Below are 12,270 nucleotides of genomic sequence, written 5' to 3' on the forward strand. Positions count from 1 at the left end.
CTTACAGGAGGTAAAAAATGTATAAAAATGTATTTGTCATTGACCATCCACTTATTCAACATAAAATAAGCCTTATAAGAGATGAAAATACAGGTTCTAAAGAATTTAGAGAATTAGTAGAAGAAATTGCTATGCTTATGGCATATGAGGTAACAAGGGATTTGCCTCTTGAAGAGATAGAGGTAAAAACTCCAGTGGCAGTGGCAAAGACAAAAGTGATTGCAGGGAAAAAATTAGGAATAATCCCTATATTAAGGGCAGGATTAGGAATGGTGGATGGAATGTTAAAACTCATTCCAGCTGCTAAAGTAGGACATATAGGAATTTACAGGGACCCTGAAACTTTAAAACCTGTAGAATATTACTGTAAACTGCCTTCCGACATAGCAGAAAGAGACCTCATTGTGGTAGACCCTATGCTTGCGACAGGAGGTTCTGCTTGTGCTGCTATACATTTTCTCAAAGAAAGAGGCGCACAAAATATAAAATTGGTGAATTTAATAGCTGCTCCAGAAGGGATTGAGGCAGTTCACAGAGACCATCCAGAGGTTCCAATTTACGTAGCCAGCATAGACCAAGGTTTAAATGAACATGGTTATATTGTACCGGGTTTAGGAGATGCAGGAGATAGGCTTTTCGGCACAAAGTGATAGCGAGGGATGTACAAATGAGACCCTCATGGGATGAATATTTTATGCAAATTGTAGATGTTGTAAAAACTCGCTCTACTTGTCTTAGAAGACAAGTAGGGGCTATTTTGGTGGTGGACAAACACATAATTTCAACAGGATATAATGGTCCTCCTACAGGGCTTGCCCATTGTGAAGAGACAGGCTGTTTGAGGGAGCAATTAGGAATACCGTCGGGAGAAAGGCCAGAACTTTGCAGAGGAGTACATGCAGAGCAAAATGCGATTATACAAGCAGCATTGCATGGAGTAAGTACCAAGGGGGCTACTTTATATGTAAGCGCTAGCCCCTGTGTTATATGCGCTAAAATGCTAATCAATGCAGGAGTTAAGCGGATTGTATATGAAGAGGAGTACCCCGATGAGTTAGCTTTTAAGCTTCTAAAAGAAGCAAATGTTGACTTAGTAAAAATTGAGAGATAAAATAATAGTGGTGTATATTAAATCAAATGAATAAGATAGAGTGAAAAACTCTCAAGGAGTGTTAAAAAATGAAGGTATACCTCCTATCTTTTATTGTGGCATTTATAGTGTCACTTATTGCTACTCCCATAGCGAAAAAATTGGCTTTTGCGATTGGAGCCATTGATATACCTGATGAAGAAAGACGCATCCATACAAAACCTATACCCAGATTAGGTGGATTAGCTATATTTTCTGGTACGATAATAAGCATATTACTCTTTTTGCCCAAAACTTCTGAAACCATTGGTATAGTCTTAGGAGCCACAATAATTGCAGTCTTGGGATTGTTTGACGATAAGTACAGTCTTAGTGCAAAAATTAAACTTTTAGGACAAGTTGTAGCAGCCGTAGTACTAATAATAAGTGGTGTGAGAATAGATTGGCTTTCTAATCCTTTGGGAGATGGAATGATATATCTGAAAAGCTGGGTAGCCATTCCTCTTACGCTTTTTTGGGTAGTAGGGATTACAAATACTATGAATCTCATCGATGGCCTTGATGGACTGGCAGCAGGAATAGCAGTCATATCATCGGGTTCTCTTTTTATAGTCTCTCTTTTAAATGGCAGATTTGCAACCGCTGTTATTTCAATCGCTATTGCTGGTGCTGCTTTAGGTTTTTTGCCTTACAATTTTAATCCTGCAAAAATTTTTATGGGAGATACAGGGTCTATGTTTTTAGGATTTGTGCTGGCAGCTATATCCATACAAGGAGCAGTAAAATCAGCAGCGGCAATCGCCATTGCAGTGCCAATTCTTGCCTTAGGAGTTCCGATATTTGACACAGCCTTTGCAATTATTAGAAGATTAATAAACGGCAAACCAATTATGGAAGCAGATAAAGGACATTTGCACCACAGGCTTTTAGAAAAAGGCCTTACACAAAAACAGGCTGTGCTTATAATGTACGGCGTAAGTCTGTTGCTAGGAATAAGTGCTATATTGATATCTTTCAGTAGCGAATTAAAAGGACTGATAATCCTTTTAATTTCAATTTTGCTTGTAATGTGGGGTGCAGATAAACTTGAGCTTTTAGAAAGGCAAAAAAAGGTACACAAGCTCGTTGATAATTGCAACATATTAAGGAGTGTAAAATTATGACATTAAAAATTATATCTGTTTTTGGGACAAGACCTGAAGCTATTAAAATGGCACCTCTTATTAAAGCTTTGGAAAGAGAAAAAGATTTTGAATCAAAAGTTTGCGTTACAGCCCAGCACCGGGAGATGCTCGATCAGGTGCTGAGGCTTTTTAATATTACTCCGCATTATGATTTGAACATCATGAAAGAAAAACAGACATTATCTGAAATTACTACTTCTGCCCTTATAGGGCTGGAAAGAGTCTTTAATAGCGAAAAGCCGGACCTTGTACTTGTACACGGAGATACTACAACAACTTTTGCTGCTGCATTAGCAGCTTTTTATCACAAAATTAAGGTGGGACATGTAGAAGCAGGGCTGAGGTCTTTTAACAAATGGTTTCCATATCCCGAAGAGATAAACAGAAAGCTTACAGGAGTTTTGACAGATTTACACTTTGCTCCTACAAGCAGGGCAAAATTGAATCTTTTAAAAGAAGGAGTAAGTGAAGAAAGTATTTTTGTTACAGGCAATACTGTCATAGATGCAATGGCATATACTGTAAAGGAAGATTATGTTTTTAGGGATGAACGCCTCAACCAAATTGATTACAATGATAAAAAAGTTATTGTAGTTACAGCTCATAGAAGAGAAAATTGGGGTAAACCTCTTGAAAATATATGCAATGCCCTCAAAAGGATTGCTCAAAATTACAAGGATGTTTATATAGTATATCCTGTCCATAAAAACCCTGTAGTGAGAGAAACTGTATTTAGCATGTTGGGGGAACTTGGCAATGTGCTTCTTTTGGACCCTCTTGATACAGACGAAATGCACAATCTCATGGCAAAATGCCATATGGTGATGACTGATTCGGGGGGCTTACAGGAAGAAGTACCTTCTCTGGGCAAACCCGTGCTTGTTTTGAGAGATGTTACAGAAAGACCGGAGGCTGTTGAAGCAGGGACAGTAAAAGTAATTGGAACAGAACAGGAAGTTGTATACAATGAAGGAACATTGCTTCTTGAAAACAAGGAAGAATATGATAAAATGGCTAATGCGGTAAATCCCTATGGTGATGGTAAAGCCTCTTTGAGAATAATTCAGGCGATAAAATATGCGTTTAACTTGAGTGACACAAAGCCAGAGGAATATAAAAGCGGGGAGTAAACCCCGCTTTTATGAATTTATTTTATTTATTAGCTTCTGCTTTTGTTTGACTTTTAGCGATTAGGTACCACAAAAAACCAATTACTATTGCTCCAATGAATCCACCTATTACGTTGTAATCAGCGACTATCCAGCCCCATTTGCCAAGATAAGCGCCGCCAAGCCATGCTCCTATTAGATGTGCAACTAGTGCTGCCCAGTATGTTCCGTAGATTTTATTTAGCTTTTCGCCGTAAGATTCTCCAGCTTTGGAATTGAACAAAGGATGAAATACAAGACTAGATATAAGTCCTACTACAATAAGTGTTACCCAGAACATATACTACACCTCCTTTTTGAGAGATTTTTCCTTCCACTTATAATTTTACTTTATAAAAATTATAAAACAAATTTGATTTTTGACCTTATTTGACTAAAAAAGTTCACCAGGAAAATTTATCTACACATATCTGACCTTTTCTGACTTATTCTCTTTTTATCTAATTATTTCTAATAGATGTCCGTTTTTCCTATTATGTAAATAATGAAATTTTTTAGATTGATGAATAAATCTTGTTATTTCCGTTAATAATTAAAAATAGAAGGGCGGTAAAAATCGGCGGATCCATTCTCCCCCTTGTGGATTCGCTGATATTTTACCGCCTGTTCTTTTTAAAAAAGTATATGCGGAGGTATGAGGTATGGTTAAAAAGATAACTATAGGAATAATAATTTTTACGGTTTTATTTTCATTGAGTGTCCAAAGACAAGCTTTTCTTTCTTTTGATGATAATGTAGAACTTGTAAAGAGGACTTTCTTAAATACGGGTGCAAAATATGAATATGCAAATATAAACGCATGGGCAAAGATTAACAATGATTTTACATCTTTTTACAAAATAAATGAATATGTCGAAATAGCGATAAAAAACATGAATATCAATAAGCAAAAAACCAAAATATCTCGCATTGAAGAAAACAATTTTAGACAAGTGGAAGTGGAATATACGGAAAACACTAGACATATAAACATAGCAGTTCAAAGTTTAAAAAATGGTTCAAAGAGCGAAACTTATATGTTAATAGACGAATATCTTATTAACGGTTATGACAATGCTTTAAAAGAGAAGGCACTTATAAATAATACTTTTAAAATATTCAAGCTAAAACCTAAGGTAACAGTATGTTTTGTCGGAACTTTTAAAGGTAAGTTGAATAAAGAAAAAAATAGTAGTATAGTTAAATTAGTACTTGACAAATTACATGCACAAAAAGTAGAAGGAATGGAAGATGAAAACATAATAAGTGTTTCTGCTTATTCGAGCAAATTAAAAGAATATATTAAATTAGGAAGTGAAAAAATAAATTTAAACGTAGCAATAAGATATAGTTCTTTTGATGATAAGACTTATTTGTGGGTTGCAACACCTATTATAGCTATAGAATATTAAAAGAGGTGATAAAAACGAAATTTATTGTTGAAAAAAGTCCACCCCTTAAAGGAAGTGTAAAAATAAGTGGAGCTAAAAATTCTGTATTACCTATAATTGCCGCTTCTTTATTATCATCAGGAGAAATAGTGCTAGACGACATACCTACTTTAGAAGATGTTAATGTCATGATAGAGTTAATTAAGCATTTTGGTGCTATATGTGACTTTGAGAATGAGAAATTAAAAGTAAAAGTAGATATTAAAGATATAGAAGCCCCCTATGATTTAGTAAAAAAAATGAGAGCATCGTTTTTGGTGATGGGACCTATACTTGCTAGGCTTGGGCATGCTAAAATTTCTATGCCAGGTGGGTGTGCTATTGGTTCTCGCCCAATAGATTTGCATTTGAAAGGATTTCAAACTTTGGGAGCAGATATTACTATAGGACATGGTTATGTAGAAGCACGAGCTAAAAAATTGACAGGCAAAAAAATTTATTTAGATTTTCCAAGTGTTGGGGCTACAGAAAACATCATGATGGCGGCAGTTTTTGCAGAAGGAGTTACTATAATAGAAAATGCTGCGGAAGAGCCGGAAATTGTTGACCTTGCCAATTTTCTCAACAAGATGGGAGCGAATATTAAGGGTGCTGGTACAGATACAATAAGAATTGAAGGAGTAAAAGAGCTAAAAGGGGCTGAGCATACTGTCATACCAGATAGAATTGAAGCGGGGACCTTTATGGTAGCAGCTGCAATGACTGGAGGAAATGTTCTTATAGAAAATGTCATAGTGGATCACGTCAGGTCTATAATTGCGAAATTAACAGAATGCGGAATTAAGATAACAGAAGAACCTAAAGGACTGCGAGTCAAAGGAATTAAAAATTATAAAGCGGTGGACATAAAAACTCTTCCTTATCCAGGCTTTCCTACAGATATGCAAGCTCAAATGATGGCTATGATGACAGTGGCAAAAGGGACAAGCGTTATAATAGAAACAGTTTTTGAAAATAGATTTATGCATGTGGATGAGCTAAAGCGTATGGGGGCAAATATAAAGATAGAAGGAAGAAGTGCTGTTGTTACAGGAGTAGATCATTTGACAGGTGCAGAAGTTAAAGCAACGGATTTAAGAGCGGGAGCAGCCTTAGTATTGGCTGGACTTATTGCAGAAGGTAAAACTGAAATAAATGATATTTATCATATTGACAGAGGTTATGTAAAAATGGAAGAAAAGTTAAAAAATCTTGGAGCAATAATATATAGGAAATAGAGGCGTCATATTGACGCATTCAGACTGTAGACAAACTTTCGAAAATAGGATATTTTGCAATCGGTGCGACTTGTGACAAAGCGGCAACAAAACTTAACAAGACCAAGGGTGGAGGCAGGGCCGAAGCCAAGGAAGGCGGAGGCGGGCACTAAGACAAGGATGTCGAATGTGCCCGGTACCCTGCCGGAACCCGAAGGTCGAGTTTAGTTTTGTCGCTTTGGAACATCGGAGTGACGATGCAAAATATCCTATTTTAAAAATTTTTGACTTTGTCAACAAACTGGAAGCGTCATATTGGCGTCTTTTTTGTATACAAAAAATTTTTAAGAAATAGAAGGATTTTTTTATATTTTGAAGAATAATATAGTGTAGTATAAATTGTGTATAGTTTTTAAATGTAAATGTTTAATTAAACACAAATAGAGGGGGATGACATAAAAGGACAAAATTTGTTAAATTTTGTTCAAAATCATTTTGAATAGGAGGATTAAAATGGCCAAAGCACAAGGTTCAGAAAAGAGAAAATTGTCTCATGATGCTTACGGTGGAGTGCATGGTAGTGAATATATTCCCTTTATACCGGCAGATAAAGCACTTCCAGAACTTACAGCTGTGGCAGTCATAGTTGGCAGCTTATTTGCTATACTTTTTGCTGCTGCAAATGCCTACTTAGGTTTAAAAGCTGGTATGACAATTAGTGCTGCTATCCCGGCTGCAGTATTAGCAACGGCTTTATTAAAAGGTGTTTTTAAGCGAGATAGCATATTAGAGTCAAACTTGGTGATGGCTATTGCTGCAACAGGTGAAAGCCTGGCGGGTGGCATCATATTTACTCTTCCTGCTATTATTTTGTGGGGATTCGAGGACCAATTTACTTTAATTAGAATTGTTTTTGTCGTTTTAGTAGGTGGACTTTTAGGTGCTTTATTTGTAATTCCTTTAAGAAGATATTTGACAGTTGAAGAACATGGCAAACTTATCTATCCTGAAGGAATGGCTGCTGCTGAAGTACTTGTGACCAGCAATCAGGTGGAACAGGCTTTATGACAGTTTTATCAGGCATGTTAGTAGGTGGAATTTACAAGCTTTTATCTGGTGGCTTTGGAATATGGTCAGAAAACCCTTCTTGGGTTATAAAGAGGTTTGAAAGTACGGAAGTAGGTGTAAATGTACTTGCTTCTTTAATGGGTGTTGGCTTTATTGTTGGTTTGGATGTAGCACTTTACATGTTGGCTGGTAGTGTTCTTGCTTGGTTAGGGTTAATACCTCTTATAAAATTCTTTGGGGCAGGACTTACCACCCCAGTATACCCTGCTACGGACCTTATTAAAGATATGTCTGCGGGTGCCATATGGAGTAAATATATTAGGTATATAGGTGCAGGTGGCGTTTTAGCAGGAGGTTTCATAAGTTTAATAAAAGCTCTTCCTACGATAGTAAAAGCTTTTAGAGAATCAATGGTAGGGTTAGGAATGAAAGGCAAAGATGTTAAAAGGACAGATATTGATGTTTCCTTAACGTGGGTAATATTTGGAGCGGCCTTTGTATTTTTTGTAGCATGGTTAGCACCTTCTCTTGGTGTTACTGCCTTAGGAAGTTTGTTAGCAATATTGTTTGCCTTCTTCTTTGCAGTTGTATCCGCAAGAATTACAGGACTGGTAGGAGTTTCTAACAATCCTGTGTCTGGTATGACAATAGCTACATTGCTCATTGTAACATCTGCTTTGAAACTTATTGGGGTTGTTGGAAACGAAGGGATGGTAATAGCTATTACCATTGGGGGTATAGTATGTGTTGCTACTGCTATAGCTGGAGCAAATGCACAATCTCTGAAGACTACTTTTATTATAGGTGGAACTCCCAAATATGTTGAGATATTTACCTATGTTGGTATAATAGCCGCCTCAGTATTTGCTGGATTAATTTTAATACTTTTAAATAATGCCTACGGTTTCGGCTCAAAAGATATTCCAGCACCTCAAGCTACCATCATGTCAATGGTTGTAAAAGGCATTATGACAGGTGACTTGCCTTGGACCTTTATAATAGCAGGTGTTTTTATGGGGATAATGGCGGAGATGATGCACGTTCCTGTACTGCCATTTGCATTAGGACTTTATTTGCCTTTTGAATTAAGTGCCGCTATTGCAGTTGGTGGTATAATAAGATGGATAGTTGATCAACGTTACAGGAAAAACGAAAAATTGCAAAAAGAAAAAGTGGAAAAAGGTATTCTCATTGCCTCAGGACTTGTTGCTGGAGATGCCTTAATGGGACTTATTATTGCTGCTTTTGTGGCTTTAAAGATAAATATAGATTTTGCTTCTAATTGGATTACAAATACCTCATCGTTTGCACCGTGGTTTTCATTAATAATGTTCTTGTTAGTTGGATTGTTCCTATATTTATACACTTGTAAGAATGATAAAGAAGAGGCTTAAAAAATCAACACTCCCATCTAAAGTGGGAGTGTTGATTGTAAGGGTGGAAGAGATGAAAAGCAAAGGAAAAAAGAGCGACAATTTCTTGCTTTATGTACCTCATCGTAGTGATAAGGTAGAATGGGAAAATAGGAAAGGAAAAGTAGTGTTTATATTTCATCATAACAAATTGATTGAAAAAACAGTGAGGCTTTTTGTTAAAAGGCCAAAGACCACTACTTTAGAGTTAGATGAAATAGGAAGTGCTGTATGGAATTTAATAGATGGTGAGAGGAATGTTTATGAAATAGGGCAAAAACTAAAAGAAAAATTTGGAGATGAAGTTGAGCCTCTTTATGAAAGGTTGATAATGTTTATAAGATATCTTAACAGAAGAGGATGGATATATTTTTCAAGGAGTGGACATTCTAAATAAAAAGATAGTATGTTGTTTGCTTAAAAATTTTTATGATTTCTATTTTTTGTTGAAGGATTTTTAGTATTTTTGTAGAATTAATATATTGAAAAGGTTTTGGCAAAAGATTGATAAAGGGGAGATAGAATATGAAAATTGGTGTTCCCAAAGAGATAAAAACTGCAGAAGCTCGTGTGGCTATTACTCCTGCGGGAGTGGAAGCTTTTATAAAAAATGGACATGAAGTATATATTGAAAAAAGTGCAGGAATGGGAAGTGGCATAACTGATGAAGAATATGCAAAGGCTGGCGCTAAAATACTTTCTACTGCAAAAGAAGTATTTGATGTAGCAGATATGATAATGAAAGTAAAAGAACCGCAGCCAAGCGAATATGACTATTTCAAAGAAGAACAGGTTCTTTTTACTTATCTTCATTTAGCTCCTGATAAACAACAAACAGAAGCTCTATTGAGGAAAAAAGTGGTAGGTATTGCTTATGAGACAGTACAACTAGATAATGGAGCTCTTCCTCTCTTAACTCCCATGAGCGAAGTAGCTGGAAGGATGTCGGTGACAATAGGAGCTTATCTTCTCACCAACATAAATGAAGGAAGAGGAATTGTAATGGGGGGAGTCCCAGGAGTAGAGCCAGCAGAAGTGGTAATAATAGGTGGGGGAACAGTAGGTACAAATGCAGCCAAGGTAGCTGTGGGGATGGGAGCAAGAGTTACAATATTGGATGTAAATCCTGCAAGACTTGCATATCTTGATGACATATTTGGAGGACGAGTTACAACTTTGATGTCAAATAGTTTTAATATTGCTCAGAGTGTGAAAAAAGCTGACTTGTTGATAGGAGCAGTTTTGATACCTGGAGCAAAAGCACCAAAGCTTGTGACAGAAGAAATGGTAAAGACGATGAAGAAAGGTGCAGTAATAGTGGATGTTGCAATAGACCAAGGTGGTTGTATAGAGACCTGTGATAGAACGACTTCTCACAAAGACCCGTACTTTATAAAACATGGAGTAGTACATTATTCTGTGCCTAACATTCCAGGAGCTGTTCCGAGAACCTCTACTTTTGCTTTAACTAACGTAACATTGCCTTATGCTTTAGAAATAGCAAATAAAGGATATAAGAAGGCTCTACTTGAGAATAAAGCTTTATTAAAAGGATTAAATGTTTATAAAGGAATGGTAACATACAAACCTGTTGCAGATGCTCAAGGTTTAGAGTATGTCGATCCTGTTGAAGCTTTAGATAAAGAGTAAGATTTTCTGAATGAAAATATCTACCTCTCACAAAGAAATTTTGTGGGAGGTTTTTTGTTGTTTACTAAAAAATCTCATGTTATAATTTGTGTAAAGTTAAAATGTCAATAGGCGGTGAAAAAATGGCTGGGACTTTATTATATAAAGATTATGATCCTCGCTTGAATAAAAAAAATAATGAGAGAATTTTTGGAGAAGGGCATATTGGAGGGAAAGCTTCGGGACTTTGTTTTGCAGAAGAAGTATTAGAAAAATATAACGATGTTTTTAAGCAAAGTGTAAAAATACCTGAAAGCTTTTTTATAGCTACTGATTATTATCAAATGTTTTTAGATTATAATAATTTGAATGATATAACGGAAGATACTCCTTATGAGGAAGTAGAAATGAGATTTAGAGAAGCTAAATTTCCTCCAGAATATAAAAAAATGCTGACAGAGATTTTAAATAAAATGTATTATCCTTTAGCTGTGAGGTCTTCTTCTTTATTAGAAGATAATGTAAAATATTCTTTCGCTGGCAAGTATTATACCACTTTTATTCCTAACAAAGGTACAGATAGAGAAAGGCTTAAACAATTAGAAAAAGCTATTAAAGAGATTTATGTAAGCGTATATGGCCCAGATGCTGTCGCATATAGGAGAAAACATGCTCCTGATCAAAAAGAATTAATGGGGGTAATTGTGCAACAACTGATAGGCTCACAAAAAGGCATGTACTTTTATCCAGAGGTTTCTGGAGTAGGCTTCTCTCGAAACTACAGACGGTGGACTGACAGAATTAAAATAGAAGATGGAGTTGTGAGATTAGTTTTTGGCTTAGGGACAAAGTGTACAGGTAGAGGATATGCGAGAATTTTTTCTCTAACTAATTTGCGCTTACGACCCGAAGGCAATAATCCTAAAGAAATTGCCAAAAATTCACAAGAAGCTTTTGATGTATTAAATTTAATCACAGGAGAAGTAGATACTTATAACATCAATGAAACACCTCAATTTTTAGCTTATCATGAAAAAATAGGTGATATTGCTCAAATATATTCAAAAAGAGAAAATGCGATTTTTGACATAAATATGCTAAATAGCAGTGATGCCTCTAATAAATATATCTTTACATTTGAAAATTTTTCCAGAAGGCATAAAGGATTTTTTAATATAATTTCTAAACTATTTAAGTATCTCGAAGAAGAGATGGAAATGGCGGTTGATATTGAATTCACTTATGACTTAAAAAAAGGCGAATTTTATCTTCTTCAAACACGACCATTGAGTTCTTACGAAAGTTTCAGAAAAGTCCACATTCCTAAGGATATTGAAAAAAATGTGTCTTGTTGAAAGGGGATAGGATGCTTACAAATGGCATCTTGAAAAACATAAGATATATAGTATACGTAGACCATGAAGTTTATAGCCAATATAAAGATAAACATGAAATTGCGAGAATAATAGGTAGACTCAATAAAAGTATAGGAGACAAATACATTCTTGTAGGTCCGGGAAGATGGGGGTCCTCCAATCCCTATTTAGGGGTACCTGTTATATACAACGAGATATCTAATGCCGCTATGATTGTAGAACTTGGAATAAAAAATGGCGATTTTATGCCGGAACTTTCTTATGGTACACACTTTTTTGCTGATTTAGATGTAGACAATATTTTGTATATGCCAGTTTTTGATGGATATGAAAATAACATTTTTAACGAAGAATGGTTTAAAAAAGGGGCATATATCGACACAGGAGTAAAAATTTTTGAAGGACGGTTCGACGCCTATTTAGATGGAGATAAAATGATAGGATATGTGATAGCACAAGAAAAATAAAAAAGTCGATTTATGTATAAAAAGATATAAAAATAACAAAAAATGAGACTTAAGTCCTATTTAAAGTACCAAAATAATGTAATATAATTTAAACTGTAAGAATGATTCCCCTTTTCCCCATAAAATTTAATATATTCTGCACCCCCAACCCAATATAGGCTGCTTTAAAGCAGCTATTTTTTTGTTTTTGCTAAAGTTTAGCCTTTAAAATGCCGATAAATAAGGTTAGAGGAGTGTTTTGAGAATTGT

9 protein-coding genes and 2 pseudogenes are annotated in these 12,270 nt (G+C 35.5%); 10 read left to right on the forward strand and 1 reads right to left on the reverse strand.

Annotated features, from left to right (window positions below):
- The first annotated feature begins 17 nt into the window (after positions 1 to 17).
- The 4 genes from upp (at position 18) to wecB (ending at position 3,404) form a co-directional block, all read left to right on the forward strand.
- Positions 18 to 650, forward strand: coding sequence for a uracil phosphoribosyltransferase (upp, locus tag OEI98_RS00840; RefSeq protein WP_003867307.1), 633 nt, complete (start codon positions 18 to 20; stop codon positions 648 to 650).
- Between the two features lie 17 nt (positions 651 to 667).
- Positions 668 to 1,111, forward strand: a complete 444-nt coding sequence (locus OEI98_RS00845; RefSeq protein ID WP_003868961.1) for a deoxycytidylate deaminase — start codon at positions 668 to 670, stop codon at positions 1,109 to 1,111.
- A 68-nt stretch (positions 1,112 to 1,179) separates the two neighbouring features.
- Positions 1,180 to 2,253, forward strand: coding sequence for a glycosyltransferase family 4 protein (locus OEI98_RS00850; protein WP_266038949.1), 1,074 nt, complete (start codon positions 1,180 to 1,182; stop codon positions 2,251 to 2,253).
- A complete protein-coding gene (gene wecB, locus OEI98_RS00855; RefSeq protein ID WP_004399972.1) occupies positions 2,250 to 3,404 on the forward strand; it encodes a non-hydrolyzing UDP-N-acetylglucosamine 2-epimerase in 1,155 nt (384 codons plus the stop codon). Before OEI98_RS00850 ends, wecB begins: the two co-directional genes overlap by 4 nt.
- Positions 3,405 to 3,426: 22 nt before the next feature.
- On the opposite strand, the gene OEI98_RS00860 is transcribed toward wecB, so the two are convergent.
- A complete protein-coding gene (locus tag OEI98_RS00860) occupies positions 3,427 to 3,723 on the reverse strand; it encodes a hypothetical protein (protein WP_004399971.1) in 297 nt (98 codons plus the stop codon).
- A 361-nt stretch (positions 3,724 to 4,084) separates the two neighbouring features.
- On the opposite strand from OEI98_RS00860, the gene OEI98_RS00865 reads away from it, so the two are divergent.
- From OEI98_RS00865 to OEI98_RS00890, 6 genes and pseudogenes are all read left to right on the forward strand, one after another.
- Positions 4,085 to 4,834, forward strand: a complete 750-nt coding sequence (locus tag OEI98_RS00865; protein WP_004399968.1) for a YwmB family TATA-box binding protein — start codon at positions 4,085 to 4,087, stop codon at positions 4,832 to 4,834.
- Between the two features lie 5 nt (positions 4,835 to 4,839).
- On the forward strand, positions 4,840 to 6,090 hold the full coding sequence (gene murA, locus OEI98_RS00870) for a UDP-N-acetylglucosamine 1-carboxyvinyltransferase (RefSeq protein WP_019907193.1): 1,251 nt from the start codon (positions 4,840 to 4,842) through the stop codon (positions 6,088 to 6,090).
- A 492-nt stretch (positions 6,091 to 6,582) separates the two neighbouring features.
- Positions 6,583 to 8,531: pseudogene (locus OEI98_RS00875) on the forward strand (OPT family oligopeptide transporter).
- A 52-nt stretch (positions 8,532 to 8,583) separates the two neighbouring features.
- Positions 8,584 to 8,946: a PqqD family protein gene (locus tag OEI98_RS00880; RefSeq protein ID WP_003868968.1), complete on the forward strand. Its 363-nt coding sequence runs from the start codon at positions 8,584 to 8,586 to the stop codon at positions 8,944 to 8,946.
- Positions 8,947 to 9,074: 128 nt separating this feature from the next.
- A complete protein-coding gene (gene ald, locus OEI98_RS00885) occupies positions 9,075 to 10,199 on the forward strand; it encodes an alanine dehydrogenase (RefSeq protein WP_003868969.1) in 1,125 nt (374 codons plus the stop codon).
- Positions 10,200 to 10,321: 122 nt separating this feature from the next.
- Positions 10,322 to 12,021 (forward strand): annotated as a pseudogene (locus OEI98_RS00890) (PEP/pyruvate-binding domain-containing protein).
- Positions 12,022 to 12,270 lie beyond the last annotated feature (249 nt).

Origin of the sequence: Thermoanaerobacter sp. RKWS2 (genome assembly GCF_026240795.1) — a bacterium.
GTDB classification, from domain to species: Bacteria; Bacillota; Thermoanaerobacteria; order Thermoanaerobacterales; family Thermoanaerobacteraceae; genus Thermoanaerobacter; species Thermoanaerobacter ethanolicus.

Bases quoted from the DNA above. Each gene is read 5' to 3' on its own strand.
- ald (WP_003868969.1), top strand. From the start codon at position 9,075: ATGAAAATTGGTGTTCCCAAAGAGATAAAAACTGCAGAAGCTCGTGTG.
- wecB (WP_004399972.1), top strand. From the start codon at position 2,250: ATGACATTAAAAATTATATCTGTTTTTGGGACAAGACCTGAAGCTATT.
- OEI98_RS00845 (WP_003868961.1), top strand. From the start codon at position 668: ATGAGACCCTCATGGGATGAATATTTTATGCAAATTGTAGATGTTGTA.
- OEI98_RS00880 (WP_003868968.1), top strand. From the start codon at position 8,584: ATGAAAAGCAAAGGAAAAAAGAGCGACAATTTCTTGCTTTATGTACCT.
- OEI98_RS00850 (WP_266038949.1), top strand. From the start codon at position 1,180: ATGAAGGTATACCTCCTATCTTTTATTGTGGCATTTATAGTGTCACTT.
- upp (WP_003867307.1), top strand. From the start codon at position 18: ATGTATAAAAATGTATTTGTCATTGACCATCCACTTATTCAACATAAA.
- OEI98_RS00860 (WP_004399971.1), bottom strand. From the start codon at position 3,723: ATGTTCTGGGTAACACTTATTGTAGTAGGACTTATATCTAGTCTTGTA.
- OEI98_RS00865 (WP_004399968.1), top strand. From the start codon at position 4,085: ATGGTTAAAAAGATAACTATAGGAATAATAATTTTTACGGTTTTATTT.